Annotated in this window: 29 protein-coding genes and 1 tRNA gene; 12 read left to right on the forward strand and 18 right to left on the reverse strand. The window is 63.0% G+C overall.

Annotated elements, in window-relative coordinates:
* Positions 1-47 precede the first annotated feature (47 nt).
* The 5 genes from FJW07_RS22685 to FJW07_RS22705 all read right to left on the reverse strand — a co-directional run bounded on the left by FJW07_RS22685 (position 48) and on the right by FJW07_RS22705 (position 2,754).
* Positions 48-263: a type II toxin-antitoxin system RelE/ParE family toxin gene (locus tag FJW07_RS22685; protein ID WP_140858849.1), complete on the reverse strand. Its 216-nt coding sequence runs from the start codon at positions 261-263 to the stop codon at positions 48-50.
* On the reverse strand, positions 247-537 hold the full coding sequence (locus FJW07_RS22690; RefSeq protein ID WP_140646717.1) for a type II toxin-antitoxin system ParD family antitoxin: 291 nt from the start codon (positions 535-537) through the stop codon (positions 247-249). Before FJW07_RS22690 ends, FJW07_RS22685 begins: the two co-directional genes overlap by 17 nt.
* A gap of 71 nt (positions 538-608) precedes the next feature.
* A complete protein-coding gene (gene trmFO, locus FJW07_RS22695; protein WP_140858850.1) occupies positions 609-2,018 on the reverse strand; it encodes a methylenetetrahydrofolate--tRNA-(uracil(54)-C(5))-methyltransferase (FADH(2)-oxidizing) TrmFO in 1,410 nt (469 codons plus the stop codon).
* Positions 2,019-2,420: 402 nt separating this feature from the next.
* Positions 2,421-2,561 (reverse strand): DUF1127 domain-containing protein, encoded by a 141-nt coding sequence (locus tag FJW07_RS22700; protein WP_084508100.1) that lies wholly within the window; start codon positions 2,559-2,561, stop codon positions 2,421-2,423.
* Between the two features lie 52 nt (positions 2,562-2,613).
* The gene (locus tag FJW07_RS22705) at positions 2,614-2,754 is read right to left on the reverse strand and encodes a DUF1127 domain-containing protein (protein WP_006335194.1); all 141 of its coding nucleotides are present in this window, start codon (positions 2,752-2,754) and stop codon (positions 2,614-2,616) included.
* 235 nt (positions 2,755-2,989) lie between these two features.
* Between FJW07_RS22705 and FJW07_RS22710 the strand changes: the two genes are divergently transcribed.
* On the forward strand, positions 2,990-4,108 hold the full coding sequence (locus tag FJW07_RS22710; protein WP_140858851.1) for a DUF2157 domain-containing protein: 1,119 nt from the start codon (positions 2,990-2,992) through the stop codon (positions 4,106-4,108).
* Positions 4,105-4,686: a GDYXXLXY domain-containing protein gene (locus tag FJW07_RS22715; protein WP_140858852.1), complete on the forward strand. Its 582-nt coding sequence runs from the start codon at positions 4,105-4,107 to the stop codon at positions 4,684-4,686. Before FJW07_RS22710 ends, FJW07_RS22715 begins: the two co-directional genes overlap by 4 nt.
* Positions 4,687-4,801: 115 nt before the next feature.
* Here the strand turns inward: FJW07_RS22715 and FJW07_RS22720 are convergent.
* A tRNA-Leu gene (locus FJW07_RS22720) sits at positions 4,802-4,886 on the reverse strand.
* Positions 4,887-5,327: 441 nt separating this feature from the next.
* Here FJW07_RS22720 and tig point away from each other — a divergent pair.
* Positions 5,328-6,812: a trigger factor gene (gene tig, locus FJW07_RS22725; RefSeq protein ID WP_140652484.1), complete on the forward strand. Its 1,485-nt coding sequence runs from the start codon at positions 5,328-5,330 to the stop codon at positions 6,810-6,812.
* 192 nt (positions 6,813-7,004) lie between these two features.
* Positions 7,005-7,517 (forward strand): hypothetical protein, encoded by a 513-nt coding sequence (locus FJW07_RS22730; protein WP_140646765.1) that lies wholly within the window; start codon positions 7,005-7,007, stop codon positions 7,515-7,517.
* A 9-nt stretch (positions 7,518-7,526) separates the two neighbouring features.
* Here the strand turns inward: FJW07_RS22730 and FJW07_RS22735 are convergent, their stop codons facing one another.
* A complete protein-coding gene (locus FJW07_RS22735; protein WP_181182703.1) occupies positions 7,527-8,141 on the reverse strand; it encodes an isochorismatase family cysteine hydrolase in 615 nt (204 codons plus the stop codon).
* A 267-nt stretch (positions 8,142-8,408) separates the two neighbouring features.
* Between FJW07_RS22735 and FJW07_RS22740 the strand changes: the two genes are divergently transcribed.
* From FJW07_RS22740 to FJW07_RS22750, 3 genes are all read left to right on the forward strand, one after another.
* A complete protein-coding gene (locus FJW07_RS22740; protein WP_140858854.1) occupies positions 8,409-8,789 on the forward strand; it encodes a cytochrome c family protein in 381 nt (126 codons plus the stop codon).
* Positions 8,790-9,136: 347 nt separating this feature from the next.
* Positions 9,137-9,469, forward strand: coding sequence for a GYD domain-containing protein (locus tag FJW07_RS22745; RefSeq protein WP_140646725.1), 333 nt, complete (start codon positions 9,137-9,139; stop codon positions 9,467-9,469).
* 284 nt (positions 9,470-9,753) lie between these two features.
* Positions 9,754-10,572, forward strand: coding sequence for a DUF2189 domain-containing protein (locus tag FJW07_RS22750; protein ID WP_140858855.1), 819 nt, complete (start codon positions 9,754-9,756; stop codon positions 10,570-10,572).
* Positions 10,573-10,612: 40 nt separating this feature from the next.
* On the opposite strand, the gene FJW07_RS22755 is transcribed toward FJW07_RS22750, so the two are convergent.
* The 8 genes from FJW07_RS22755 to map all read right to left on the reverse strand — a co-directional run bounded on the left by FJW07_RS22755 (position 10,613) and on the right by map (position 17,733).
* Positions 10,613-11,086 carry an aminoacyl-tRNA deacylase gene (locus FJW07_RS22755; protein WP_140858856.1) on the reverse strand — a complete coding sequence of 158 codons (474 nt, stop codon included), beginning with the start codon at positions 11,084-11,086 and terminating at the stop codon, positions 10,613-10,615.
* Positions 11,087-11,212: 126 nt separating this feature from the next.
* Positions 11,213-11,617, reverse strand: coding sequence for a cytochrome C oxidase subunit IV family protein (locus tag FJW07_RS22760; RefSeq protein ID WP_140858857.1), 405 nt, complete (start codon positions 11,615-11,617; stop codon positions 11,213-11,215).
* Between the two features lie 26 nt (positions 11,618-11,643).
* Positions 11,644-12,366 (reverse strand): heme-copper oxidase subunit III family protein, encoded by a 723-nt coding sequence (locus FJW07_RS22765; protein ID WP_140646729.1) that lies wholly within the window; start codon positions 12,364-12,366, stop codon positions 11,644-11,646.
* 10 nt (positions 12,367-12,376) lie between these two features.
* Positions 12,377-13,081 carry a cytochrome c oxidase subunit 3 gene (locus tag FJW07_RS22770; protein WP_140858858.1) on the reverse strand — a complete coding sequence of 235 codons (705 nt, stop codon included), beginning with the start codon at positions 13,079-13,081 and terminating at the stop codon, positions 12,377-12,379.
* Positions 13,078-14,847, reverse strand: a complete 1,770-nt coding sequence (ctaD, locus tag FJW07_RS22775; RefSeq protein ID WP_140858859.1) for a cytochrome c oxidase subunit I — start codon at positions 14,845-14,847, stop codon at positions 13,078-13,080. Before ctaD ends, FJW07_RS22770 begins: the two co-directional genes overlap by 4 nt.
* Positions 14,848-14,864: 17 nt before the next feature.
* Positions 14,865-15,752 carry a cytochrome c oxidase subunit II gene (locus FJW07_RS22780; RefSeq protein WP_140652472.1) on the reverse strand — a complete coding sequence of 296 codons (888 nt, stop codon included), beginning with the start codon at positions 15,750-15,752 and terminating at the stop codon, positions 14,865-14,867.
* 255 nt (positions 15,753-16,007) lie between these two features.
* The gene (gene radC, locus FJW07_RS22785; RefSeq protein ID WP_140858860.1) at positions 16,008-16,769 is read right to left on the reverse strand and encodes a DNA repair protein RadC; all 762 of its coding nucleotides are present in this window, start codon (positions 16,767-16,769) and stop codon (positions 16,008-16,010) included.
* A 136-nt stretch (positions 16,770-16,905) separates the two neighbouring features.
* On the reverse strand, positions 16,906-17,733 hold the full coding sequence (gene map / locus FJW07_RS22790) for a type I methionyl aminopeptidase (RefSeq protein WP_140858861.1): 828 nt from the start codon (positions 17,731-17,733) through the stop codon (positions 16,906-16,908).
* A gap of 169 nt (positions 17,734-17,902) precedes the next feature.
* Between map and FJW07_RS22795 the strand changes: the two genes are divergently transcribed.
* The 4 genes from FJW07_RS22795 to FJW07_RS22810 all read left to right on the forward strand — a co-directional run bounded on the left by FJW07_RS22795 (position 17,903) and on the right by FJW07_RS22810 (position 21,534).
* Positions 17,903-18,298: a hypothetical protein gene (locus tag FJW07_RS22795; protein ID WP_140858862.1), complete on the forward strand. Its 396-nt coding sequence runs from the start codon at positions 17,903-17,905 to the stop codon at positions 18,296-18,298.
* A 113-nt stretch (positions 18,299-18,411) separates the two neighbouring features.
* The gene (locus FJW07_RS22800) at positions 18,412-18,648 is read left to right on the forward strand and encodes a hypothetical protein (protein WP_140647632.1); all 237 of its coding nucleotides are present in this window, start codon (positions 18,412-18,414) and stop codon (positions 18,646-18,648) included.
* A gap of 146 nt (positions 18,649-18,794) precedes the next feature.
* Entirely contained in the window at positions 18,795-19,769 is a 975-nt protein-coding gene (locus tag FJW07_RS22805) for an ABC transporter substrate-binding protein (RefSeq protein WP_140652410.1), read from the forward strand.
* A gap of 163 nt (positions 19,770-19,932) precedes the next feature.
* Entirely contained in the window at positions 19,933-21,534 is a 1,602-nt protein-coding gene (locus FJW07_RS22810; protein WP_140858917.1) for an iron ABC transporter permease, read from the forward strand.
* A 1-nt stretch (position 21,535) separates the two neighbouring features.
* Here FJW07_RS22810 and FJW07_RS22815 read toward each other — a convergent pair whose 3' ends face one another.
* Positions 21,536-22,579, reverse strand: coding sequence for an ABC transporter ATP-binding protein (locus FJW07_RS22815; RefSeq protein WP_140858863.1), 1,044 nt, complete (start codon positions 22,577-22,579; stop codon positions 21,536-21,538).
* A 205-nt stretch (positions 22,580-22,784) separates the two neighbouring features.
* Here FJW07_RS22815 and FJW07_RS22820 point away from each other — a divergent pair, with 205 nt between their 5' ends.
* On the forward strand, positions 22,785-23,090 hold the full coding sequence (locus FJW07_RS22820) for a DUF982 domain-containing protein (RefSeq protein WP_140858864.1): 306 nt from the start codon (positions 22,785-22,787) through the stop codon (positions 23,088-23,090).
* A 32-nt stretch (positions 23,091-23,122) separates the two neighbouring features.
* Here the strand turns inward: FJW07_RS22820 and FJW07_RS22825 are convergent, their stop codons facing one another.
* Both FJW07_RS22825 and FJW07_RS22830 read right to left on the reverse strand, forming a co-directional pair.
* The gene (locus tag FJW07_RS22825) at positions 23,123-23,809 is read right to left on the reverse strand and encodes an aspartyl/asparaginyl beta-hydroxylase domain-containing protein (RefSeq protein WP_140647628.1); all 687 of its coding nucleotides are present in this window, start codon (positions 23,807-23,809) and stop codon (positions 23,123-23,125) included.
* A 117-nt stretch (positions 23,810-23,926) separates the two neighbouring features.
* On the reverse strand, positions 23,927-25,420 hold the full coding sequence (locus tag FJW07_RS22830) for an efflux transporter outer membrane subunit (protein ID WP_140858865.1): 1,494 nt from the start codon (positions 25,418-25,420) through the stop codon (positions 23,927-23,929).
* Between the last annotated feature and the right edge of the window lie 3 nt (positions 25,421-25,423).

Consider the following 25,423-nt stretch of genomic DNA (forward strand, 5'->3'; position numbering starts at 1 on the left):
CGCCAACTTCATGGGCTTCGTCAAACTCGCCGCTATCGCCATCTGGCTCAAATAGTTAAATCGTCACCACCGCCTAGTACGATATCGTCGCGAGTTCGTCCGCCGCGAGGGGCGTTGCCGATGTTCTGGCAGCGGTCTTCGATGCGCAGAACGAATTTCAACGCGACGTGAGGGTTTCCGCTAGCCTCGACTATGTGTCTGAAAATATTAGCGAGATCATCTCTCGCGCTTTGGCTGTATTCGACTTCAAGCCGCTGAATCATCGTCGGGGCTCGAATACTCGGCAAACAGCCCTTGAAGATGAGCGCGCACCTGTTCTCCTGAAAGGTTCGGCCTCTTGTCCTCGATCGAAGCCTTCACCCGCGCCCGGATCGATGCCATTCGCTCGGCATGCTCTTCCTCTTCGCGCTGGAAGGCGCGGAGCGCTGCGCGGACGACTTCGCTGGCGGAGCCGAAAGACCCGTCCTCGACTTTCTCGCGGATCATGCGAGCCATGGCAGGCGTGACGGTGATGGATAGTTTCTCGGCAGATTCCATTGACATCGCTCCATGCATATAAAGTGGGATGATATCCTACTTTATATGCATGGCCAATGGGACAGAAAAGCTTATTCGGCTGCCTCAGCTCTGCCCGGCAGCCCCAACCATGCCCTGCATTCAGCCAGGGCGCGGGAGGTGATGGCGTGCCTTTTGGCGACGGTCTTGTCCTTGCCGCGCAGACGCTTGCCTTCGGTCTTCGGTGCTTCCACGGGTGGGAACAGACCGAAATTGACGTTCATCGGCTGGAAGGAGCGCTTGCCGGGCTCGTCGTCGGAGACGATATGGCCGCCGGTGATGTGGTTGAGCAGCGCGCCGAAGGCGGTGGTCGGCGGCGGCAGGGCGGGCATCTGTCCGAGCCGCTCGGCGGCGGCGAAGCGGCCGGCGAGCAGGCCGATGGCGGCGCTTTCGACATAGCCTTCGCAGCCGGTGATCTGGCCGGCGAAACGCAGGCCCGGCCGCGATTTGAGCTGCAGCGACGGATCGAGCAGCGTCGGCGAGTTGATGTAGGTGTTGCGGTGCAGGCCGCCGAGACGCGCGAAGTCCGCGTTTTCAAGGCCGGGGATGGTGCGGAAGATGCGCACCTGCTCGGCATGCTTCAGCTTGGTCTGGAAGCCGACCATGTTGTAGAGCGTGCCCAGCGCATTGTCCTGGCGAAGCTGCACCACCGCATAGGCCTTGACCGTCGGGTTGTGGGCGTTGGTCAGCCCCATCGGCTTCATCGGCCCGTAACGCAGGGTCTCGACACCGCGCTCGGCCATCACCTCGATCGGCAGGCAGCCGTCGAAATAGGGCGTGCCTTCCCACTCTTTGAACTCGGTCTTTTGGCCGTCGAGCAGCGCCTTGACGAAGGCGAGATACTGGTCCTTGTCCATCGGGCAGTTGATGTAGTCCTTGCCGGTGCCGCCGGGCCCGACCTTGTCGTAGCGCGACTGGAACCAGGCCGTGTTCATGTCGATCGTGTCGAAATGCACGATCGGCGCGATGGCGTCGAAGAAAGCGAGCGCATCGGCGCCGGTCGCCTCGGCGATCGACTGTGCCAGCGAAGGCGCCGTCAGCGGGCCGGTGGCGATGATCGCCTGGTCCCAATCCTTGGGCGGCAGTCCCGGCACTTCCTCGCGCTGGATGGCGATCAGCGGATGCGCCTCTATCTTCGCGGTGACCGCATCGGAAAAGCCGTCGCGGTCGACCGCCAGCGCACCGCCGGCCGGAACCTGGTTGGCGTCGCCGGCGCTCATGATCAGCGAGCCGGCAAGCCGCATTTCGGCATGCAGCAGGCCGACCGCATTGTTTTCGGCGTCGTCGGAGCGGAAGGAGTTCGAACAGACGAGCTCGGCCAGACTGTCGGTCTTGTGGGCGTCGGTGCCGCGCACCGGGCGCATTTCATGCAGCACGACCGGAACGCCGGCCTCAGCGATCTGCCATGCGGCCTCGGAACCGGCGAGGCCGCCGCCGATGATATGGACGGGATTTTTGCTCATGAGCGCCGCAATAGTCGCTTGGCGGCACGATTGCAATTGCCGGCCAGCAACGGGCGAAGTGGGAAGCCTGCGCCAAAAACAACAACACCCGCCGGGGGAGGAGGTCCGGCGGGTGTCGTTTTGGGGGTCGATCCTCGGGAGGAGGTGAAGATCGACCTTATTCGCCATTGCCGGGGAGGAGGTCGGCTTTGACGAAATTCCTTATCGCCCTTGAGGACGAAAATTCTTTTCGCCTTTGAGAAGGGGCGAAACCTTCGAAGACGAACTACGTTCGCTTCTGGAACAACGCCCGCCGGGGGAGGAGGTCCGGCGGGCGCCGTTTCAGTGGTCAACCCTCGGGAGGAGGTGAAGGTTGACCGTATCCGTCAGGGTCGGGGAGGAGGTCGACCCTGGCGAAATTCCTTAGATCGCCTTGCGGGCGACCATCTTGATCTCGTCGCGAACGATGCCGAGATCATGGAGCTGGCGGTTCGAAAGCCGACCCAGCTCGGTAACGGTGTCGCGATAGACGCGCCAGTTACGATAGCTGCGGATCAGGTTCATTGTCGTTACTCTCTTCAAAAACTGGTTCGGACCATTTGCGGTCCGAAGCGGATTAGACCGCCTTGCGGGCGACGTAGTGGATGTCGCTGCGGCTGATGCCGAGGTCGGTCAGTTCACGGTTCGACAGGCGGCTCAGCTCGGAGACGGTGTCCCGGTAGCGGCGCCAGTTGCGGTAGTTGCGGATCAGGTTCATGGTAGTTCTCGTTTCGTCTTTGCTTCGGATCATTCCGTTTGCGTACGAACAGAAAATAGGTGGGATCATATCGGTTTAAAAGTGCCGTTGGCGCATGGCAGCAATGCAAATTGTGCAATGCAACATTAACGGCCATTCACGCCTGCGTCACAAAGAAGACCGAATCGGAAAATGCCGCCGCGTCAATGGCTTGGCTGTTCCCGGCTAAGGAAATGACCAGGCTTTGGGGGAAAGCATGGCGGGCTATGCAACACAGGTTAGGGCGGATATCGCGCGATGGCGGGAGGCCGGGCTGATCGATCCCGCCACGGCGGAGGCATTGACACGCGACGTCGCCGCCAACGAGCGGGCGTCACTGAGTTTCGGCTCCATCCTGGCGATGATGGCGGCGCTTTTGTTCGGCGCGGCGATCCTGATTTTCGTCGCCGCCAACTGGGAGGCCATCCCGCGCCTCGTTCGCGTGGCGGCCCTGTTTGCCGTCATCCTCGCAGGCTATGTCGGCGGTGCGGTGCTGAAGACGCGCGACCATGCCGCGGTCGGCGAGGCGCTGTGGATCGTCGCCGCCGCCGCCTTCGGCGGCTCGATCGCACTCATCGGCCAGATGTATCACCTCTCGGGCGACGAGGCCTCGGCGCTGTTGACATGGTGCGCCGGCACGGCGCTGGCGGCGGTGGCGCTGCGTTCCAACCCGCTGACCGTGGCGGCGGTCGGCATCGCCGACGCCTGGCTGGTCCTGAAGGGGTTCGGCTTCTACTGGCGCGCGGGGATCCCGCATCTCTTCATCGTCATGGCGGTCGTGCTGTTCGCCATTTCGTTCTGGACGCGCAGCCGGGCCGCGCGCCACCTCATCATTCTGTCTGTCATTTTCTATCTGGTTTTGCTGGCGACGGATCACGACACGCTGCCGGTGGCGGTTTCGCTCGCCGTCGTATCGGCGCTGCTGTTTGCCGCTTCGGTCTTTACGGGCGATCCGATCGACAGGATCCTTCAACTCGGCGGCCGGCTGCCCTTGCACGCCTTGTTCGGCTTCCTCACCGGCATGGCGATCGTCCAGGTCGAGCTGGCGGATGAAAGCACCTACAACAGCGGTTTCGCCGTCGCCTCGATCGTGGCGCTTGCCGGCATCGTGGCGGCGATCATGCTGGCCGGCCGCGAGAGCAGGGGGCTGCGCTGGCTGGCCTATGCCGGCTTCGCCTTCGAACTCGCCATCATCTATGGCGTCACCTTGCGGTCGATGCTCGATACGGCCGGATTCTTCCTGGCCGCCGCCGTGCTGCTCGGCATCCTGGCGCTGATCATCATCCGCGTCGAGAAACGCATGAGGGCGCCCGCCAAGGCAGGAGCAACGGTATGACCGGCAAGAAACTGATCATCGCGGCGCTGGTGCTGGCGCTTGTCCAGATCGGCTTTCTCAGCTGGATCATCGCCGGCCGCGCCGCAATCCTGCGCAACGGCAAGGAAGTGCTTCTGAAAGTCGAGCCCGTCGATCCGCGCGATCTCATGCGCGGCGACTATGTCTCGCTCAACAACAACATTTCGCGGATTCCGGTGAAGCTGATCGCCGACATTCCGCAAGGCGCTTTTTCCAGCGACGACGGTTCGATCGCGGTGCGATTGAAGAAGGGCGCGGATGGTTACTGGCAGCCGACAGCGGCCTGGTTCGGCAAAGCGCCGGCCCCGACGGGCGTGGACGAGGCGGACATCGTCGGACATGTCGCCGCGGGCTGGGATCTTCGCAGCCCCGACATGACGATCGCGCCGGACTACGGGATCGATCGCTTCTATGTGCCGGAAGGCGAAGGAATGGCGATCCAGAACGACATGCGCGTGCGGCCGTTCGGCATCAAGCTCGCGCTCGCACCCGACGGCACGGCACAGATCAAGGCGCTGATGGACGGTGACAAGACGCTGTTCGAGGAGCCGCTTTATTAGCGCCTTGGGTTGGCACTGACAGCGCCGGTCCTCCTTCGCCAAGGCTTCGGAGGACACCTTCGGCTCTTCGAGCCTCAGGTGGTGGCCTGCCATCCGAAGCTCGAAGAGCGAAGGATGGTGCGGATGAAGGGACTCGAACCCCCACGCCTTTCGGCACTGGAACCTAAATCCAGGGCGTCTACCAATTCCGCCACATCCGCTTTCCCCGGCAATCCCATGTAGCCATCATTCTGTCAATGTCGGCGCCCAAGTCATGCTATCCGTTAAAGCGCGTCGCGTCGAAATGGTTTCAGGTGACGCGCTTTTAAGTCTTTTGATGCATGCCATTCGCCAAAAACGCCGCGCACTTTTGGGCGGCATGCATTGAAGCGAAGATGGTTGAAAATTAGCCTAGCCTGTGACAAAAGGCGTGTCGAATGTGACGGAATGTGAATTTCCGCCTCTGCAAGGTGCGAAAAGTTATAGTAAAAACAAGAACTTATTCGCATTTGGCAAGGCGCAGTTCAGGAAGATGTGAACCGCATTAGCGGTCAAATCGCCAGGTTCCGTCCCAAAAGCCATTTCCGGCAAGATCATACCGGCAGGCTGTAAACGGCTAAGAACCGTTTGGCAGTCTCATTGTTGAAAACAAAGGTTCTAGGATGCAGGTCACCGAAACGCTCAACTCCGGTCTCAAGCGCGAGATCAAGATCACCGTGCCGGCCGGTGACATGGAAGCCAAGCTGATGGCGCGGCTGACCGACGCCCGCGACAAGGTGCGCATCAACGGCTTCCGCCCGGGCAAGGTGCCGGTGCAGCACCTGCGCAAGATGTACGGCAAGTCGTTCATGGCCGAGGTCGTCAACGAGATCCTCAACGACTCGACCCGTTCGATCATTTCGGGGCGCGGCGAAAAGGCCGCCATGCAGCCCGAAGTGATCATGACCGAGGACGAGAAGGAGGCCGAGAAGATCCTGGCCGGCGGCGCCGATTTCGAATTCAGCCTCAACTACGAAGTCATCCCGCCGATCGAGATCAAGGATTTCTCCGACATCAAGGTGACGCGTCAGGTCTATGACGTGCCGGAATCGGAAGTCGACGACCAGGTCAAGCGCGTTGCGGAATCGGCGCGCAGCTACGAGCCGAAGACCGGCAAGGCCGCCGAAGGCGACCGTGTGAGCATCGACTATGTCGGCAAGATCGACGGCGAGGCTTTCGCCGGCGGCGCCGGCACCGACCAGCCGCTGGTGCTCGGCTCAAAGGAGTTCATCCCCGGCTTCGAGGACCAGCTGATCGGCGCGAAGGCCGGCGATGAGAAGCAGGTCACCGTCACTTTCCCCGAAAACTACCAGGCGGCGCACCTGGCCGGCAAGGAAGCCACGTTCGACGTCACCGTCAAGGAGGTGTCGGCACCCGGCGCGCTCGAGGTCAATGACGAGACGGCCAAGAATCTCGGCCTGGAATCGCTGGAGCGCCTGCGCGAGATCGTGCGCGGCCAGATCGAGAACCAGTTCGGCTCGATGACCCGCCAGAAGGTGAAGCGCCAGCTGCTCGACCAGCTCGACGCGTCCTACTCGTTCGAAGCGCCCTCCAAGCTCGTCGAGGCCGAGTTCAACAACATCTGGGCCCAGGTCAACCGCGACCTCGAAGCCGCCGGCCGGACCTTCGCCGACGAGGAGACGACGGAAGAAGAGGCGCGCGCCGAATATATGCGTCTTGCCGAGCGCCGCGTGCGCCTTGGCCTCGTGCTCGCCGAGATCGGCGAGAAGGCCGGCGTCACCGTGTCGGACGAGGAACTGCAGCGCGGCCTGTTCGAGCAGGTGCGCCGTTTCCCGGCAAACCAGCAGCAGGAAGCCTTCGAGTATTATCGCAGCAACCCGGAAGCCATCAACGCGCTGCGCGCGCCGATGTTCGAGGAGAAGGTCGTCGACTACCTGCTCGGCCAGATCTCGGTCGACGACGTCAAGGTCGGCAAGGATGAGCTGATGGCCGACGACGAGGAGGCCGAGACCGCGACCAAGGCGAAGCCGGCCAAGAAGGCCTCTTCGAAGAAGGCCGAGGCAAAGGCGGGCGAAGCCGCCGACGAGGCGGAAGAGCCGAAGAAGAAGGCCGCGCCGAAAAAGAAAACCGCCAAGGAAGCCGAGTAATAGCTTCCAATCCATCGATTTCGAAAGGCCGCCTCCGGGCGGCCTTTTTCGTTGTGAGGTACTTCATTGTGGCGGCGCGGCAACACTGACAACTTGTCTTGATGGCCCACCGCTGGCGATACGGAGCGTTGAACATTATCTGCGCTTCATCGCATCCGCGGCTGTTTGGAGGCATTGGTGAGGCTGGGGTTCATGATGAGGGACGTGGTCGTCGCCGCGGCGCTCTTGTTTGCCGCGGCCGCAGGTGTCGCCCGGGCCGAGCCGGATCTCGGCAACTGGAGCGTTGGCGCCGGCGACGACGGCCAGATCACGGCATCGCTGCATGCCAGCAACAAGCTGATCACCGGCGGCGGGGCCTTGGGTTACAGCCCGGTGCTGACCCTTGCTTGCCGGCCAGGTGGCGAACCGCGCTGGAGCGAATGGCTGCAGCTCAACGATGCCGTTTCCGCCAGCCGCAAGATCACCATCTCCGTCGTGGTCGACGGCGGCGGCAAAACCGATGAAAGCTGGTCGGTCGGCCCGCGCGGCAGACAGCTGGTCAGGGACGGGAACGACGGCATCAAGCGTCTGGCTTCAGCGAACCGGCTGACGCTGTCGTGGCGCTTCGGCCTCCTGTCCGGACGCGGCGAGGCCGATTTCGAACTCGCGGGCCTCTCCGAAGCGATCGGACAGATCGCGGCAAGCTGCAAAACCGATCCGCCCTGATCCCACCGCTTAAAACAGGCTTTCCAGTTCTGCGGCCGTCATCACGCGCCCGAACACCTTGCCGATGATGGCGAGCGTCGCGTTGTGCGAGGCCTCGTCCAGCCCGCCATTGGCATCGCTGACGAAAGCCACCTTGTAGTCGCGCATGAAGGCGCTGCGGGCCGTCGATTCGCAGCAGATGCTCGTCACCGTGCCGATGATGATGATGGTGTCGACCTGGCCGGCGCCGCGGATGTTGCGCAGCACCGTTTCCAATTGGGTGTTGTGGAACGCATCGTAGCGGTGCTTCTTGATGATCACCTCGCCCGGCAAGGGAGCGAGTTCCGCCACGATCCTGGTGCCGGCGCTGCCTTCCCGCATGCCTTTGGCCTTCAGTCTTGGCTGGTAGGCGGTCTCGAGCGGCGAGATGTTGAAATGATCGCTGAGCACATGCTGCGTGTAGACCACCGGGACACCAGTCGCGCGGCACAATTCGACCACCTGCCGCATAACGGGAATGCGATGCCGCGCCATCGCGACTTCCATCACCGCGCCTTCATCGACGAAGTCGCCCTGCATGTCGATGACCAGCAGGGCGGCGCGTTCTTTGTCGAACGGCCATGGTTCGTTGCCGTGCTGAGGCATTGCTGTCTTCCTGTCGTTTGATGGCGGCCAGGTGCCCTTTATCATAAATCTGGTCGAAATGGCCGTGGGCCATCCGCCTGTCGCTCATGGCCCAGAACCTTCGCAAAGGCCGGCTTTTCTATCCATTGGGGTAATTCTGTGGTATGCAGGTGCCGCAATTCCACTGAAGAGACGCGAACAATCCGCTGTGCCGTCCAGGGCACAACAGCGCGAGGCCGGTGTGGAGCGGATCCGTCCGACGTAAATGACCATCAGGGAGGAAATGCGATGCGTGCAATTGCGCTTTTCATCGTGTTGTCCGCGACGACCTTCTTCGTGAGCCCATCGCAGGCGCAGGACGCCGCCGCGGGTGAGAAGGTCTTTACCAAGTGCAAGGTCTGCCACGTTGCGGACCAGGACCAGAACAAGATTGGCCCGTCCCTGCACGGTGTCATCGGGCGCGTCGCGGGCACACACCCCGATTTCACCTATTCCGCGGCCATGATCGCGGCCGGAAAATCCGGCATCAAATGGGACGAACCCACGCTCACCAAATATCTCCACGATCCCAAGGCGATGGTCAAAGGGACGAAGATGGCGTTCCCCGGTCTGAAGGATGACCAAGACATAGCCAACGTCGTCGCTTACCTGAAACAGTATTCCAAGTAGCGGCCGTCGCGAGCCCCATTAGGTGGTCGCCCGCTGAAGGAAGAGGGTCGGCAATTGCGCTGTTGAGATGTCGCGCGCCGTGCCTCTACGCCGGCAGCGCAAAGAACCCCAACAGCAGTAGGATGGCTATGCCAAGGCCGAGTATGAGAAGCGTCCGCGTATCCATGACGTTCACCTTCGCATCTTGAGAATACCGAAAAAGAACCTGTGGAGCCAGCACGCTGCCGCGGCTGGCCATTGGCCGGCGTCGGGTAGTGTGTCAGTTTGAAATCCGGCGGCCTTGACGCCGCTGTCGCGCCAGCCGGCGAACTCCTATATGCTTACCGGAAAGCAGGGAGGATAAGACCATGCCACTATACCTGACCCGGTTCAGCTACACGCCGGCCACATGGGCTAAGCTTATCAAGAACCCAGAGGACCGCCGAGAGGCGGCGAAGCAGTACATTGAATCGGTTGGCGGAAAGCTGCACGGATTCTGGTACGCCTTTGGTGAGCACGACGGCTATAACTTGTGGGAGGCTCCGGACAACGTGTCGATGGCGGCCACGGCGCTCGCGATCGGCTCGGGCGGAGCGCTGAGTTCCATACAGACGACCGTCCTCCTGACCGTGGAGGACACGCTTGCAGCACTGCAAAAGGCATCGTCGATTAAATATCGACCGCCTGGAGAACAAGCCTAGATGCCCACCGGACCTAAAGGCCAGAAGCGCCCGCCGATGTGATCGGCAATGCCGTCCGCGCCATGTGCAGGCGAGGAAGCCGACACTGTCAAGCGCGGGCCCTGCAAAAAGCAGCCGCCGAAATTTCAAACTGAGACACTACCCGGCGTCGACAGAGGGCGACAAATCGGGCGTAAAGGAGTATGTTGGCGCAGGTGCAGGTCGCGGTTTTGCGTGGCCAGTCACGCAGAGCGTTAGCACCGTGAAATCCGCGACCTTGCCGGACCTGATCTGGAGGAACGGTCATGGCAAGCTTTCACGTGATTGCAGGCGCCAGCGAAACGCTGGAGCATACCAAAGTGAGAAAGATCGGCGTTTCCGATCTTTTCGATGCGCTCAGGCGCGGTGTCGACGACTTCATGGTCAAACCCTCGCACATCGTGTTTTTGTGCATGATCTATCCGCTCGTTGGCGTGGTGCTTGCCACCTGGACATCGGGAGCAAACACGCTGCCGCTGTTATTTCCACTGGTGTCAGGCTTTGCGCTGATCGGGCCACTCGCGGCGATCGGCCTTTATGAGATCAGCCGCCGGCGGGAAGCCGGGCTGGATGCTTCCTGGAAACATGCTTTCGAGGTCAGGAATTCTCCGGCGCTGCCGGCCATCGCCGCCGTCGGCATCATGCTGTTTGCAATCTTCATCACATGGCTTTTGACCGCAAAGCTTTTCTACGAGTATCTGTTCGGGCCCGAGCCGCCGGCGTCACTGTCCAGTTTCATAACCGAGATATTCGCCACCGGGAGCGGCTGGACGCTGATCGTACTGGGTCATGCGATCGGGTTTGTATTCGCCGTGGTGGTTTTGTGCACCACCGTGGTCGCTTTCCCGCTGCTGCTCGATCGCGACGTCGGCGCCTACGAAGCTATCCACACTTCGGTGCGCGTGGTTCTGGCCAATCCGATCGTGATGGCCATCTGGGGACTTATCGTCGCCATTGGGCTGATCATCGGCTCGCTGCCTGTGTTCGCGGGGCTGGCGGTCGTGCTGCCAATCCTTGGCCACGCCACCTGGCACGTGTACCGCAAGGTGGTGGAACCGCAGGCCGCCCCAAGACCGGCGAACTGAGCCAGGCCTGTCATGAGCACCGGCGACAGTGCCGGCGCGCTCAGTAGGCCGGGTGGCTGAACCGCGCCTGACGCGCGCCCGCCGTCAGGTTACGGAAATCCTTGCCGCTGACATGCACGAGCGTCTTGTGGTCGCCGCCCTCGAAATAGATATCGGCGGCGTCGCGCAGGCTTTCGTCCAGGATGACCGGCACGTCATAGGCCGCGCCGATCGGCGGTACGGCGCCGATGTCGCAATCGTCGAAGAGCGACACCACCTCATCCTCGGAAGCGAGCCCGAGGCGCCTGTCCATGACGTCCTGCAGCTTGCCGAGTTCGATCCTGTGGGTGCTTGGGACCACGGCCAGCGCATAGCCGAGCTCGTGGTGAACGACCACGGACTTCGCCATGATGCCGCCGGGCACATGCGCGGCGATAGCGGCCTGCCTGCTGGTGGCAGTTCGATGGTGCTCGACGGTGTCGTACGGAATTTCCTTGCCGTCGATAAAATCCTTCAGTCTGTTTGCCATCGTCATTGTCCGCGTCCTTTGCTTGAGTTCACGGCGCATGCGCCAAACCAAATGGACCGGCGTCCTGCTGTTTCGAGGCACCCGCCACTGCAGTTCCGGTTGGCCTCGCTGCGGACGAGTTCGAAATGCGTATCAGGGGCCGGGCCCGAAAAACGCGATACGTGTCAGCAGCGTGTAATCGGCCTCAAAGACCATCATCGTCACGAAGACCAGCACCAGTATCGGCGGCAGGATTATCGCATACATCATCGCCAGCCGCTCCCAGGCCATGTGCATGAAGACGGCGACGATCAGTCCCGCCTTCAGCATCATGAAGATCAGGATCAGCGACCATCTGAGATAGCCGTGGATACCGAAATAGTCGACCAGGTAGGAGCAGGTGCTGAGGATGAACAGCCACGCCCAGACGACCAGGTAGAGCTTGATCGGGTGCTCCTGATGAACCTCGGCGTGAGCGACCGCTGTCGCGGCCGCATCCTGCGCATGGGCGGTGTGCAGCGCGTGTTGTCCGAGACCGTTTGCGGTTGCTTCAGCCATAGCTTCCTCTCAACAGGGACTGCCTCTCACCAAAGATAAAAGAAGGCGAAAATGAACACCCAAACCAGGTCGACGAAGTGCCAGTAGAGGCCCATGATCTCGACATTCTCGTAGCGGCCCTTGCGGCTGGTGAAGAAGCCGGGACGACCCGTGTCGAAGTCGCCACGCCAGACTTTTCGCGCCACGATGATGAGGAAGATCACGCCGATCGTCACGTGCGTGCCGTGGAAACCGGTGATCATGAAGAAGCATGAGCCGAACTGCGCGGCTCCCCAGGGATTGCCCCAGGGCCGTACCCCTTCGGTGATCAGCTTGGTCCATTCGAAGGCCTGCATGCCGACGAACGTTGCGCCAAGCGCAGCGGTCAACAGCATCAGGATCGCGGTCTTGCGGCGGTCGCGGCGGTAGCCGAAATTGACCGCCATGGCCATGGTGCCGCTGCTCGAGATCAGCACGAAGGTCATGATGGCGATAAGGATCAGCGGGATCTCTTGGCCGCCGATGCGCAAGGCAAAGACCTCGCTCGGATTCGGCCAGGGCACGCGTGTCGACATGCGGGCGGTCATATAGGAGAGCAGGAAGCAGCCGAAGATGAAGGTGTCGCTGAGCAGGAAGATCCACATCATGGCCTTGCCCCAGGACACGTTCTTGAACGCGCGCTGATCCGAGGCCCAGTCGGCGGTAATGCCGCGCCAACCGGCGGGCCGAGGCTCCATCTGGCTGGTATGTGTCATGGTCGTCTCGGCCATCGCCGGTCTCCTAGGTCAGCAATTGTCGGCAAATTTCGATGAACGTCGCCGCCCAACCTGCCAGAAGGGCGAAGATGCCGAGCCAGACGAAAAGCAGGAAATGCCAATACATGGCGCAGAGCTCGACGCTGAGACGAAGTCGCTCCGGCCGCGCTCCGCTCCAGGCACCGATGCTCGTCCTGCCAAGGCCGAACAGACCGCCCAGTATGTGTAGGCCATGCATGCCGGTGATCAGATAGAAGAAGCTGTTGGCCGGGTTGGATGCCAGCAGATAGCCGTCCCCGGTCAGTTGCCGCCATGCCATCAACTGCCCGACAAGGAAGGCAAGCGCGGTGAGCCCTGCCGTGGCAAGGCCTAACCGGACGTTGTCGATCTGGCCCTTGCGCGCGGCAACCACCGCGCATTGCAGCGCGACGCTGCTCAATACCAGCACGCCGGTGTTGAGCCAGAGCAGGCGGGGCAGCGGCAGCGGCTGCCAGTCCGGCAGGCCCATGCGCATGAAATAGGCGCTGGTGAACAGCGAGAACAGGCAGCCGACGACGGCGAGGAAGACGCCGAGACCGATCTTGGCGGTGGGCAGGGACGACCGGCTGGTGCCGACGAAATCCCCGGCCAGACCTTGCTCCAGCCATGGCTTGGATGTCAGCCGCTGGTGCGAAAGCCACCAGCCGGCAAAGCCGGCGATCACAGCCAAGAAGACCAGGATGACGCTCATGCCTGCTCCCTTGAGGGGGCGAAGGTGCCCGGCACGTTTTGCGGGATGAAATCCTCCTTGGCCCCTGGCACGCTGTAGTCATAGGCCCACCGATAGACGATCGGGAGTTCCTTGCCGAAATTGCCGTGCGCCGGCGGTGTCTGCGGCGTCTGCCATTCGAGTGTGGTCGCCCGCCACGGATTGCCGCCGGCCTCGCGGCCATGGCGGATGCTCCAGATCAGGTTGAACAGGAAAACCATCTGCGCGAAGCCGACGATGAAGGCCATGATGCTGATGAACGAGTTCAGATGACGGGCCGATTCCGTCATTATGGTCATGTCGGTCAGCTCGGCGTAGCGTCGCGGAACGCCCATCAGGCCGAGATAGTGCATGGGGAAGAAGATCAGGTAGGCGCCGAGGAAGGTTACCCAGAAGTGGAACTTGCCGAGTGTGTCGTCCAGCATCCGTCCAGTGACCTTCGGATACCAGTGATAGATTGCGCCGAAGATCACCAGGATCGGCGCGACGCCCATGACCATGTGGAAATGGGCGACGACGAACATCGTATCCGACAGCGGCACGTCGACAACGACATTACCGAGGAACAGTCCGGTCAAGCCGCCATTGACGAAGGTGACGATGAAGGCGAGCGCGAAAAGCATCGGCGGGGTGAGATGGATATCGCCGCGCCACAGCGTCAGCACCCAGTTATAGACCTTGATCGCCGTCGGCACGGCAATGATCAACGTCGTGGTCGCAAAGAAGAAGCCAAAATAGGGGTCCATGCCGCTCACATACATGTGGTGCGCCCAGACAACGAAGCTCAGGGCGCCGATGGCGATGATCGCCCAGACCATCATGCGGTAGCCGAAGATATTCTTGCGCGCATGGGTGCTGATCAGGTCGGAGACGATGCCGAAGGCCGGCAGAGCGACGATGTAGACTTCCGGGTGGCCGAAGAACCAGAACAAGTGCTGGAAAAGGATCGGGCTGCCGCCATTGTGCTGAAGTTGCTCGCCCATCTCGACAATCGCCGGCATGAAGAAGGAAGTGCCGAGCACGCGGTCAAGCAGCATCATCACGCACGCGACAAACAGCGCCGGGAAGGCGAGCAACGCCATGACGGTGGCGGTGAAGATGCCCCAGACGGTGAGCGGCAGGCGCATCAACGTCATGCCGCGCGTGCGGCCCTGCAGCACCGTCACAACATAGTTCAGGCCGCCCATGGTGAAGCCGACAATGAACAGGATGAGCGAAGTGAGCATCAGTATGATGCCCCAGTCCTGCCCGCCCGGCGTTCCGGACATGATGGCCTGCGGCGGGTAGAGGGTCCACCCGGCGCCTGTCGGCCCACCCGGCGCGAAGAAGCTCGACACCAGAACGAGTACTGCCAGCAGATAGATCCAGTAGCTCAGCATGTTGACATAGGGGAAGACCATGTCGCGGGCGCCGACCATCAGCGGGATAAGGTAGTTGCCGAAGCCGCCGAGGAAGAGCGCAGTGAGCAGGTAGATCACCATGATCATGCCGTGCATGGTGATGAACTGGTAGTAGGCCTCCGGAGTGATGAAGTCGAACGTGCCGGGAAAGCCGAGCTGCAGGCGCATCAGCCAGGAGAGAACCAGCGCCACAAGGCCGATCGCCGTTGCCGTTGCCGAGTACTGAACCGCGATGACCTTCGCGTCCTGCGAGAAGACATACTTGGTCCACCAGTTGTGCGGATGGTAGAGTTCCACTTCCCCAACTTCGGCGGGCGGAACGGCATCTGCGGGTGTGACGTCGACCATCGGAGCACCTCCGTGCCCTATTCTGCGGACCTCGAGAGTTTCGAGTTTGCCGCGACGTCCAAACCGGACGCCATCGTCTTTCCTGACGGTTGGCTCGCCCAGCCTGTTTGCTTGGGCGTCGACAATTGCGCAAAAGTCTGCTGCTGCCCGAGCCAGGACAGATAATCCTGCTCGGCGTCGACCATGACCACGCCATGCATCAGCGGATGTCCTTGGCCGCACAGTTCGGCGCACAAGACCTGGAAAGTGCCGGTCCTTGTCGGAGTGAACCAGAAATAGGTGACCGACCCCGGGATCATGTCCATCTTTGCGCGAAATTCCGGGATATAGAAATCATGCAGGACATCGATCGAACGCAGCAGCACCTTGACCGGCTTGCCGACCGGCAGATGCAGGTCGGTGGCCTCGACCACGATATCGTCCTGGCCGTTGGGATCTTTGGGGGCGATGCCTAACGGATTGTCGGCGGTGACGTCGCGGGTGTCCGAAGTACCGAGCTTGCCGTCCTTGCCGGGCAAGCGGAAGCTCCACTGCCACTGCTGGGCGACGACCTCGATCTCGGTCGCATCGCTTGGAACGGTGACGAAGCGGCTCCAGACGAACAGGCCGGGAACCAGCAAGGCAGTGACGCCTGCCGCGGTGACGACCATGAGCCACCATTCGAGCCGCTTGTTCTCCGGTTCGTATGCCGCGCGATTGCCTTCCCGATGCCGGAAGCGGAAGACGCAATAAGCCATAAAGAGGACGACAGCGGCAAAGACGATGCCGGTGATCCAGAAGCTGATGATGATGGTGTGGTCGATATAGTCCCAGTTCGAGGCAATCGGAGTCCACCACCATGGGCTCAGGAAGTGGAACAACACTGAGCCCACGACGATTAAAACGAGTACAAGCACAACGGCCATGTCCCGTTCCTCCGGTATTGCCGGGCGCACGAAGCGTCCGAATTACCAAAGTGCATCATGCTCGATTTCCGGTTGAAATTCCAGAGCCGACTATCTTGATCGGCAAAACGTTGCTTTTGCGCCCGGATCCTCGGGCGATCGGCGGGGGGCTTTAAAGCGCGTCGCGCTGAAGCGGATTCAGGCGACGCGCTTTAAGCCTTTGTTTTCATGCATGTCGTTATCGCAAAACCGCTGCAGACTTTTGCGCGACATGCATTAGATCAAAAGCAGGCCCTTCATCGAGGCGTTGCCCTTGCGGCCGATGATGATGTGATCGTGCACGGCGATGCCGAGCGGCTTGGCCGTATCGATGATCTGCTTGGTCATCTCGATGTCCGCGCGGGAAGGTGTGGGATCTCCCGAAGGATGGTTGTGCACCAGGATGACGGCGCTGGCGGAGAGTTCGAGCGCCCGCTTCACCACCTCGCGCGGATAGACCGGCGTATGGTCGACGGTGCCGGTCTGCTGCACCTCGTCGGCGATCAGCCCGTTCTTCTTGTCGAGGAACAGGATGCGGAAATGTTCGCGGGCCTCGAAGGCCATGGCCGAACGGCAATAGTCGAGCAATTGCGTCCAGTTGGACAGGACTTCGCGGCCGCGCACCTCGCCGCGCGCCATGCGCTGGGCGGTGGCGGCGATGACTTTTAGATCGGTCGCGACGGTCGGCCCGATGCCTTTGACTTCTTCAAGCAAGGGTGCCGGCGCGCCGAGCACTTCGGCCAGCGAGCCGAAGCGGGCGATCAGCGCCTTGGCGATGGGCTTGGTGTCGACGCGCGGGATCAGCCGGAAGAGCAGCAGTTCGAGCAGTTCATAGTCGGGCAGGGCGTCCGGTCCGCCGGCGACGAAGCGTTCGCGCAGACGGTCGCGATGGCCGTGATAATGGGGCTTTTCTGCTGCCGTGGCCTTTTTCGGCGCCGTCTTGGGCGGCTCGATCCAGCCTTCGGAAAAGAACGCCCGCTCGTCCTCGACTTTCCCCATCCTCGCCCGCTCCCCTCAGGCCTCGGCTGAAACCTAAAGCAATTCCAGGAAAAGTGTGAAGCGGTTTTCCGTTCGGAATTGCGTGAAACAAGAGGATAGAGCGGTTCCATCGTTTCCATGAAACGATGGAACCGCTCTAACCCGGCAGGCCGGGGCGGTCGAGCTTTTTCGGCGACAGCGTGAAGATCTCGCAGCCGGTGTCGGTGACGCCGATCGTGTGCTCGTATTGCGCCGACAGCGAGCGGTCGCGCGTGACCGCCGTCCAGCCGTCGGACAGCACCTTCACATGCGGGCGGCCGAGATTGATCATCGGCTCGACCGTGAAAATCATGCCCGGCCGCATCTCGACGCCTTCATTGACGGTGCCGTAATGCAGGATGTTCGGCGCGTCGTGGAAAAGCTGGCCGACGCCGTGGCCGCAGAAATCGCGGACCACCGAGCAGCGCTCGGCCTCGGCATAGGTCTGGATCGCGGCGCCGATGGCGCCGGTGCGGGCGCCAGGCTTGATCGCGGTTATGCCGCGCATCAGGCACTCATAGGTCACCTCGAGCAGGCGCTCGGCGGCGCGCTTGATCGTGCCCACTGGATACATGCGCGAAGAATCGCCGTGCCAGCCGTCGAGGATATAGGTGACGTCGATGTTGACGATGTCGCCTTCCTTCAGTGGCTTGTTGTCGGGAATGCCATGGCAGACGACATGGTTGATCGAGGTGCAGGACGACTTGGTGTAGCCGCGATAATTGAGCGTCGCCGGCAGCGCGCCGTGGTCCATGCCGAATTCGAAGACGAAGCGGTCGATCGTTTCCGTCGTCACGCCGGGCTTCACCATCGGCACCAGTTCGTCAAGGCAGCGCGCCGTGAGGTCGCAGGCCTTGCGCATGCCGGCAAAACCTTCCTCGCCATAAAGGCGGATCTGGCCGGTGTTTCGAAGGGGGGCCGTGGAGGCGTCGAGATAGGTAACCATTTTTGTCCGTTTGCCGGCGTTGGCTCCAAAGGAGCCGAATGCGAAAATCTGCTCCAGATTTGGCACCGGAAGCCGCAAGGTTCAAGGACGAAGTGCGATTGCGGCGTCCATTGCGGCTTTCCTTCGGCCATTCCATCGGTTAGGTCCGTCCTGATGTCCGGAGATTGCCTTGACGGCACCTGAACGCGAAAGACCGATGCCGTTGCCGGTCAGGACCGCCTGCGCGGGCCTGATGGCGCTGCTGATGCTCGCGCTGCTGGGCTTCGCGCAGGCCGAAATCTCCGCGTCGGCCGTTTCGCTCCCGGGCGGTTCCAGCGTCAGCGCCGCTCGCCAGGGCGACACGATCGCGCTGCTCAGAACGACCGGCAAGGCGCAGGCGCTTGAAATCCGGGCCGGCCGGCCACTGCCGATAAAGCTCGTCAGCGGCAATCCCGGCGTGCTCGCGCCCGCATCCGATTTCCTGCTTATCGGCCATGTATTGCCGGCCGAAATGGGCGTCGCTCCGGTATCGGCAAGCGCAGCAGCTTCGCGCACCAACCAGCCACGCGCGCCGCCCGCCGCGTAAGGCCTTGGCCGCCGAGCGCGGCATTCAAATCAAAGACATTCCTTCGCGTCGCGATCCGGCGACGGCCGCCGGCCGTCCGCCGGTTGCGTGCGCGTCAGTTCGGATTCCGTTCAATGCAACGCATCAAGACGTTCAAGACGCTTACCCGCGCGGCTGCCGCGGCCTCTTTTCTGGCAGTCCAGGCGGTAATCTGCATCGGCACCGTCTACTGGGCCGTTGCCGCCACCCTTCGCATGGAAGGAACGGCGGCGATCATGCTCGGCGCCATCTTCGCGCTGCCGTCGGCCTATGTGCTGATGGTGGTTACCCGCATGGCCTATGATGCCGAGACTGACCCGGCAAACCAGTAGCACCTGTGATACGGAGCAGGGGCAAGGCAGGGCGATGCGAGTTGCGTTGCCCTGTCACACAATGGTTATCCTGCGGCCTTACTCAGGTTTTCCAGCCCCGGCGCCTGCCGGACCTCGCCCAGCCTTGATCAACAACAGGTATTTCCATGCGCCAGATCGTTTTCGCCGCCATGTTGCTGGCATCCACCGTAGCGGGAGCCGCCGCCGCCGACAGCACGCTGGTGCTCTACACCAGCCAGCCGAACACCGACGCCCAGCAGACCGTCGACGCCTTCATGGCGAAGAATCCGGGGATCAAGGTCGACTGGGTGCGCGACGGGACGCCGAAGATCCTGGCCAAGCTGCATGCCGAGATCGAGGCCGGCCAGCCGCAGGCCGACGTGCTGCTGATCGCCGATGTCGTGACCATGGAGGGCCTGAAGAAGGAAGGCCGGCTGCTCGCCTATCCGGAGGCCAAGGTCGACGGCCTCGACGCGGCGCTCTACGACAAGGACAAGACCTATTTCTCGACCAAGCTGATCACCACCGGCATCGTCTACAACACCAAGGCGCCTTTCGTGCCGACAAGCTGGGAAGACCTGAAGAAGCCGGAAGCCAAGGGCCTGATCGCGATGCCCAGTCCGCTGACCTCGGGCGCGGCGATGATCCACACGGTGACGCTGACCGGCAAGCTGCCGGAGGGCTGGGATTATTATGGCGCGCTCGCCAAGAACGGCGCGCAGGCCAGCGGCGGCAATGGCGACGTGCTGAAGGCCGTCAGCGGCGGCGACAAGCTGTTCGGCATGATCGTCGACTACATGCCGATCCGCGAGAAGGCCAAGGGCGCGCCGGTAGAGTTCGTCTTCCCGAAGGAAGGCGTGTCCGCCGTCACCGAACCGGTCGCTATCCTATCCACCGCCAAGAACAAGGAAGCCGCCAAGGCCTTCGTCGATTTCCTCTTGTCGAAGGACGGGCAGGAAGTGGCGGCCAAGATGGGCTACATCCCGGCGCGCGCCGACGTCGCGCTGCCGGCCGGCTATCCGGACCGCGCCTCGATCAAGGTGCTCGACTATGATGCGGCGGCCGCGCTCGCCAACGATGCCCAGAACAAGGAAAAGTTCAGCGCGGTGATGAGCCAGTAAGCGGCCCGGAAGGGAAACTTTGGCCTCCGCGGAACATCACATCGCCAGGCGGGGCGTGGCGCCGCCGCGGGCCGGCGGCTTCACGGTGTCAGGCCCGATATTCGGCCAGCGTCTGTCGGCGCTGGCCGTCCTGCTGGTCATCGCCGTGCTCTGCCTGTTGCCGATGGCGCGTCTCGTGCTTGCGGCGATCGCGCCGGGCGGCGAGGCCGATTTCGCCGCCTTCGCTGGGCGGCTTGCCAGCTCTGCCGCGCTCAAGGCGATGTGGCACACGCTGGACACGGCTTTTTTCGGCGCGCTGCTGGCGCTTTGCCTCGGCATTCCGTTCGCCGTCGCGGTGACGATGACCGATCTGCCGGGACGAAAGATCCTCGGGTTTCTTCTGCTTTTGCCGCTGATGATCGCGCCGCAGGTCACCGCGCTCGCCTGGCTGCATCTCTTCGGCCCGTCGAGCACGCTGCTCGGTATGCTTGGGCTGGCGCCTGCGCCCGGCACCGGCAATCCCATGCTTGGCCGTGGCGGCATCATCCTTCTCTATGGCGTCCAGCATGCGCCGATCGTCTTCATCACTATGCGGGCAGGGCTGTCGCGGATGCCGCGCGATCTGGTCGAGGCGGCGCGATCCTGCGGCGCCAGGCCTGTCGCCGTGTTGCGGACCATCGTGCTGCCCGTCGTGCGGCCGTATGTGGTGGCCGCCGCGGCGCTTGCCTTCGTCTCGGGCGTCGGCAATTTCGGCATACCGGCACTGCTTGGCATGCCCGTCAACTATCTGACGCTGCCAACTTTGATCTATCAGGACCTGTCGAGTTTTGGCCCGAGCGTGTTGCCGCAGATCGCGACGCTGTCGGTGCTGGTCGGCGCCCTGGCGCTGGCCGGCATGGTCTTCCAGTCGCTGGCGCTGCGCGGCGCCGGGCACCGCATCGTTGCCGGCACGCCGGCGCAATTCGAACTTGGAGGCTTGCGCATGCCGCTCGCCGGCGCGGGCTGGCTGGTCATCGGCCTGATCCTCATTCTGCCGGCCTGCGCGTTGCTGGCGACGTCGCTGGTGCCGTCCTTCGGCGTGCCGCTCAGTCCGCGGACGGCAACGATCGCCAACTATGTGGAAGTGCTTGTCCGGCAGGCGTCCACGGCGCGGGCCTTCCGCAATTCACTGCTCTTTGCCGGCGGCGCGGCGCTTATCCTCGCCCTTGGCGTCATTCCGATGGCCGCGCGGCTCGAACGTTTCGACAAGCGCTGGCGGCGTGTGCTCGGCGGCATCGTCGACCTGCCTTACACGATCCCCGGCGTGGTGCTGGCGATCGCCTGCATCCTTTTGTTCTTGCGGCCGCTGCCGCTGATCGGCAGCCTCTATGCGACCGCGTCGATCATCCTGGTAGCCTATGCGATGCGCTTCCTGACGCTGGCAATGAAACCGGTGACGACGGCCGTCGGGCAGATTCCGCGCGATCTCGAAGAGGCGGCGGCGGTGTCCGGCGCCGGTCCGTTCCGGCGGCTCGCAACGATCACCGCGCCGCTCGCGGCGCCCGCGGCCGTGGCGGGCGGACTGCTGGTGTTCATGAGTGCCTTCAACGAGTTGACGGTCTCGGCGCTGCTGTGGTCGAGCGGCAAGGAAACGCTCGGCGTCGTGCTGTTCAGCCTGGAGGAGGCGGGGCTCGGCACGCAGGCAGCGGCAATCGCGGTATCCACGATCGTCGTGGTGATCGCGCTGCTTCTGGCGCTTGATCGGTTCGGGCGCCGCTTGCCGGCCGGCGTGTTGCCCTGGCGCTAAATCAGGCCCTCGGCACCACCCAAGCGTCCGACACGGCGACATGCACGCGCTGTCCCGCCGCCAGTGCCTCCGCGCTGTCGACGAGCAGGTGCTGGCCGGGCTCGGCGAGCGCCAGCCGCACTTCATGCACCGGCCCGCGGTAGACGCTGTCCAGCACCGTCGCGGGCAGTCCCTCGGCCGCGATGCGCAAGGCTTCCGGGCGTAGCAGGACCTTGACCGCACCGGCCGGTTTGTCGTGGCTGCGCGCCGTGAGCCGGTGGCCGGCGATATCGATGATCGAGGCTTTGTCCGAATGGCCGACGGTGTTGCCTGAGACCAGGCTGCCGCGACCGACGAAACCGGCGACAGCGGCGTCGGCGGGAGAGCGATAGATTTCCCGCGGGGGTGCTGCCTGCAGCAGTCGGCCTTTGCTCATCACGGCGACGCGGTCGGCAAGCGCCAGGGCCTCGGCCTGGTCATGCGTGACATAGACGATGGTCGCGCCGGTGCGGCGATGGATATCGCGGAAGGCGTCGACCATGGCCGCGCGCAGATGCATGTCGAGATTGGCGAGCGGCTCGTCGAACAGGATGATGCCTGACTCGGCGACCAGGCAGCGGGCCAGCGCGACGCGCTGCCGCTGACCGCCCGACAACTCGTCGATGCGGCGCTTGGCGAAACCGCCGAGGCCGACGATATCGAGGACCGAAGCGACGCGGGCAGGGATGGCGGCGGAGGGAACATGCCTGGCCTTCAGCGGATAGGCGACGTTTTCGGCGACATCCATATGCGGCCACAGCGCGTAGGATTGGAAAACGACGCCGACATTGCGCGCCTCCGGCGGCAGCTGCCGCTTCGGGTCGGCGACAAGCGCATCGCCAAGGAAAACGCGGCCTTCGCTCGGCGCCTCGAGGCCGGCGATCAACCGCAGCATCGTCGTCTTGCCGCAGCCGGAAGGGCCGAGCAGCGCCGTGAAAGATCCCTGCGGAAAGGCCAGCGAAACGCCGTCCAGCGCGGTGGTGCCGCTATAGCGCTTGACCAGAGACTCGACCCGGATTTCGCTCATTTTTTCGCCCGCGGCAGCTGTGATGGCAGGCAATACGGTGGAAATCCGGCATTGGCAATGCAGCCGGTATCGATCCGGACTGACGCCGATCCGCCGCACCGACTCTTCATCGCACTGAGGTCACATTTGCGAGTCAGAAGGCCGCAAAAGCAACTTTTCACATCGAGCGGCGTTGCTCCGGCTACGCCAGTTCGGGAGACAGGGAATGGACAGATTGCAATTCGAGGTGCCGGTGCGCATCACGCCCGCGCCCGGCCTGCCGGTCGAGGAAGTCTACAGCGTCGAGCAGGCGCTCGATTTCCTGCAGGATTGGCCGAAGCGCCGGCAGGGCAAGGTCTTCGAAGCCGCGTTCAACGCCTGTTTCGGCGCGACGGTCGACGTGGCCAGCGCCGAGGAAGCCTGCCGCGCGTTCGCTGCGTTCTGCCGCGTCAGCGGATTGCTGGCGAGGGACGCGATGTTCCCCGGCAAGCGTGGCAGCGCGACAGGGACGTATCGCGAGGCGCGCGCTTAAAGCGCGGCGTGCTTTGAGCCTTTGCAACTGGTTCAGCCGCCGAACGACACGCCACGATAGCGCATCCCCACCTGCACGCCGCGCACGATCACGCGCGACAGGATTTCCATGTCCAGCGGCATTTGCGGACGCCACACGTCGAGGAGGAGAGCGACGCGGGGCTGATCCGAGTTATTCATAACCTCGTGCTCGAACGTGTCGTCCCATAGCATGCACTCGCCGTCGGCGATGCGCCGTTCCTCGTGATCGATCATCATGATCGTTGCCGGACGGCCGTCCGGCTGTTTCGGGATGACCAAGCCAAGATGGAACCGCATGATGCCGCGAAAAGGTCCGCGGTGCGCGGGGATGTGCTTGCGCGGGGCCAGGAATGAGACAGCTGCCGATTTGACCTCCGGGCACTCCGCAAGCAGCCGGCTCAGGACCGGCATGCGCGCGAGGTTTTCCGGGACCGTCATGTCATAGGCCTTGAGCACGAACATGCGCCAGTCGAGACCGTCGTTGGCCGAGATATCGGCCTGCTCCGGCATGATGTCGTGGAAGCGCGGCGCGTTGTTCAGCTTCGCCGCCAGCGCCTCGTCGCGGATATCCCGCCAGGCGGCGGTGAACTTCGCGGCATTGGAAAAATGCGTGCCGGCATCAAGAATGGCCGGTGCATCTATGCGCTTCTCATAGATGCGGCGGACCAGATTGGTTCCCAGATCGTAGGCGCCTGACATCTCATTACCTCAACGACGCTGTTATGTAGTGGGTATATAGTGGGATATTGCTTGCGGGCATGGCTCACGGGAATTTGTTCGGGCCGTTCGTGACGGATGGACAGCGCGGCTCACCGGTCATTGCGTCTTCGATGCCAGCCGCGGACCGGTGCGGACATCGATGATTTCGGGTCTGGCGGTGTCGATCGCGCCGTTCCAGCCGCCGCCGAGCGCCTTGTTGAGGGCTATATAATCGGTGGCGATCGAGACGCGGCTTTGCAGGACGGAGTCGTCGGCGGAATAGGCCGACCGCTGGGCATCGAGCACATCGAGAAGGCTGGTCTCTCCAGCCTTGTAGAGCGTTCCTTCAAGCCGCGCGGCATCGCCATAGGACTTCGCGGAGGAGGCGAGCTTGCCGTTTCTGATGCGCTCCTGCGACAGCGAAACCGTGGCGTTTTCCACGTCTTCCAGAGCCGTCAGCACGGCGGACTTGTAGGCGACGAAATACTGATCGCGTTGGGCTTTGGCGACGTCCACGGCCGCCTGCAGCTGGCCGGCGTTGAACAATGGCATGCTGAGCGTGGGGCCAAAGGACCAGCCGATGGTGGAGTTCTTGCCGAGATCGCCGAGCTTGAGGGCCGTGGTGCTGATGTCGCCGGTCAGGCTGACGCTCGGATAACGCGCCGCCTCGGCCTGGCCGATCTTGGCGGTGGACTGCGCATATTGCCGCTCGGCCAAGCGCACGTCCGGACGGGTGAGCAGGATGTCGGCCGGGATGCCGGTCGGAATCGGCAGGCGCGGCGCCGGGATCGGTCCGGCGCGCTTCAAGCGCTCGGTGAGCGCCGCCGGCGGCCGCCCGGTCAGCACGGAAAGGCGATGCACAGCCTCGGCATAGCTCGCTTCCAGGCTCGGAACGCCGGCTTCCGTGCCGCTGGCCTGTCCATCCGCCTTGGCGACGTCCGCCGCGGTCGCCGAGCCGGCCAGAGCCATCGTGCGGGTGAGCTGGGCGGTTTGCCGCTGCGACGCCGCAGAGCGCCGGGCAAGCGCTATGCGGGCCTGATAGCCGCGTGCCTGGACGTAGTTCGAGGTCACGTCGCCAACCAGCGTGAGAAGGGTTGAACGCAGTTCTTCTTCGGAGGCGTCCAGTCCGTAACTCGCCGCCTCGACGCCCCTGCGGTTGGCGCCGAAGAGGTCGAGTTCCCAGCTGGAATCGAAGCCTGCCTGATACTGGCTGTAGGTCTCGCTGGCCGTCGTTCCCGCGCTGGCGGCCGAGACCCGGTTGCGGGTGGCCGAGGCCGAACCGTCGGCGGATGGAAGCAATGTGCCTACCGACTGGCGGTAGCTCGCCCGCGCCTCGCGGATCTTGGCCTTGGCGGTGGCGACATCGAGATTGCCGGCAACCGCTTCGTCGACAAGCGCGTTCAGCTCGGGGTCGCGCAGGCGCTGCCACCATTTCGACAATTGCGCCGGCTTGGCCGGGTTCGCCGCTTTCTGCCCGCTCCAGTTCGCCGGCATTGCCAGCAGAGGCTTCTGGTAATCCGGACCGACGACGCATCCCGAGAGCAGGGCAGTGGCAAACGCGGGCAAAAAAAGCCCCTTCGCGGTCGCGAGACCGCGTTCAAAATCAAACATTTG

It is taken from the genome of Mesorhizobium sp. B3-1-9 (assembly GCF_006439595.1).
Lineage (GTDB): Bacteria > Pseudomonadota > Alphaproteobacteria > Rhizobiales > Rhizobiaceae > Mesorhizobium.

What these genes read in the sequence shown, in the direction of transcription:
- FJW07_RS22690 (WP_140646717.1), bottom strand. Translation starts at nt 537, where the DNA reads ATGGAATCTGCCGAGAAACTATCCATCACCGTCACGCCTGCCATGGCT.
- ctaD (WP_140858859.1), bottom strand. Translation starts at nt 14,847, where the DNA reads ATGGTCGACGTCACACCCGCAGATGCCGTTCCGCCCGCCGAAGTTGGG.
- FJW07_RS22830 (WP_140858865.1), bottom strand. Translation starts at nt 25,420, where the DNA reads ATGTTTGATTTTGAACGCGGTCTCGCGACCGCGAAGGGGCTTTTTTTG.
- FJW07_RS22800 (WP_140647632.1), top strand. Translation starts at nt 18,412, where the DNA reads ATGCAACGCATCAAGACGTTCAAGACGCTTACCCGCGCGGCTGCCGCG.
- FJW07_RS22825 (WP_140647628.1), bottom strand. Translation starts at nt 23,809, where the DNA reads ATGTCAGGCGCCTACGATCTGGGAACCAATCTGGTCCGCCGCATCTAT.
- FJW07_RS22815 (WP_140858863.1), bottom strand. Translation starts at nt 22,579, where the DNA reads ATGAGCGAAATCCGGGTCGAGTCTCTGGTCAAGCGCTATAGCGGCACC.
- FJW07_RS22730 (WP_140646765.1), top strand. Translation starts at nt 7,005, where the DNA reads ATGATGAGGGACGTGGTCGTCGCCGCGGCGCTCTTGTTTGCCGCGGCC.
- map (WP_140858861.1), bottom strand. Translation starts at nt 17,733, where the DNA reads ATGGTTACCTATCTCGACGCCTCCACGGCCCCCCTTCGAAACACCGGC.
- FJW07_RS22755 (WP_140858856.1), bottom strand. Translation starts at nt 11,086, where the DNA reads ATGACGATGGCAAACAGACTGAAGGATTTTATCGACGGCAAGGAAATT.
- FJW07_RS22750 (WP_140858855.1), top strand. Translation starts at nt 9,754, where the DNA reads ATGGCAAGCTTTCACGTGATTGCAGGCGCCAGCGAAACGCTGGAGCAT.
- FJW07_RS22745 (WP_140646725.1), top strand. Translation starts at nt 9,137, where the DNA reads ATGCCACTATACCTGACCCGGTTCAGCTACACGCCGGCCACATGGGCT.
- FJW07_RS22765 (WP_140646729.1), bottom strand. Translation starts at nt 12,366, where the DNA reads ATGGCCGAGACGACCATGACACATACCAGCCAGATGGAGCCTCGGCCC.
- FJW07_RS22710 (WP_140858851.1), top strand. Translation starts at nt 2,990, where the DNA reads ATGGCGGGCTATGCAACACAGGTTAGGGCGGATATCGCGCGATGGCGG.
- radC (WP_140858860.1), bottom strand. Translation starts at nt 16,769, where the DNA reads ATGGGGAAAGTCGAGGACGAGCGGGCGTTCTTTTCCGAAGGCTGGATC.
- FJW07_RS22760 (WP_140858857.1), bottom strand. Translation starts at nt 11,617, where the DNA reads ATGGCTGAAGCAACCGCAAACGGTCTCGGACAACACGCGCTGCACACC.
- FJW07_RS22715 (WP_140858852.1), top strand. Translation starts at nt 4,105, where the DNA reads ATGACCGGCAAGAAACTGATCATCGCGGCGCTGGTGCTGGCGCTTGTC.
- tig (WP_140652484.1), top strand. Translation starts at nt 5,328, where the DNA reads ATGCAGGTCACCGAAACGCTCAACTCCGGTCTCAAGCGCGAGATCAAG.
- FJW07_RS22700 (WP_084508100.1), bottom strand. Translation starts at nt 2,561, where the DNA reads ATGAACCTGATCCGCAGCTATCGTAACTGGCGCGTCTATCGCGACACC.
- FJW07_RS22740 (WP_140858854.1), top strand. Translation starts at nt 8,409, where the DNA reads ATGCGTGCAATTGCGCTTTTCATCGTGTTGTCCGCGACGACCTTCTTC.
- FJW07_RS22770 (WP_140858858.1), bottom strand. Translation starts at nt 13,081, where the DNA reads ATGAGCGTCATCCTGGTCTTCTTGGCTGTGATCGCCGGCTTTGCCGGC.
- FJW07_RS22735 (WP_181182703.1), bottom strand. Translation starts at nt 8,141, where the DNA reads ATGCCTCAGCACGGCAACGAACCATGGCCGTTCGACAAAGAACGCGCC.
- FJW07_RS22780 (WP_140652472.1), bottom strand. Translation starts at nt 15,752, where the DNA reads ATGGCCGTTGTGCTTGTACTCGTTTTAATCGTCGTGGGCTCAGTGTTG.
- FJW07_RS22705 (WP_006335194.1), bottom strand. Translation starts at nt 2,754, where the DNA reads ATGAACCTGATCCGCAACTACCGCAACTGGCGCCGCTACCGGGACACC.
- FJW07_RS22820 (WP_140858864.1), top strand. Translation starts at nt 22,785, where the DNA reads ATGGACAGATTGCAATTCGAGGTGCCGGTGCGCATCACGCCCGCGCCC.
- FJW07_RS22685 (WP_140858849.1), bottom strand. Translation starts at nt 263, where the DNA reads ATGATTCAGCGGCTTGAAGTCGAATACAGCCAAAGCGCGAGAGATGAT.
- FJW07_RS22810 (WP_140858917.1), top strand. Translation starts at nt 19,933, where the DNA reads ATGGCGCGTCTCGTGCTTGCGGCGATCGCGCCGGGCGGCGAGGCCGAT.
- trmFO (WP_140858850.1), bottom strand. Translation starts at nt 2,018, where the DNA reads ATGAGCAAAAATCCCGTCCATATCATCGGCGGCGGCCTCGCCGGTTCC.
- FJW07_RS22805 (WP_140652410.1), top strand. Translation starts at nt 18,795, where the DNA reads ATGCGCCAGATCGTTTTCGCCGCCATGTTGCTGGCATCCACCGTAGCG.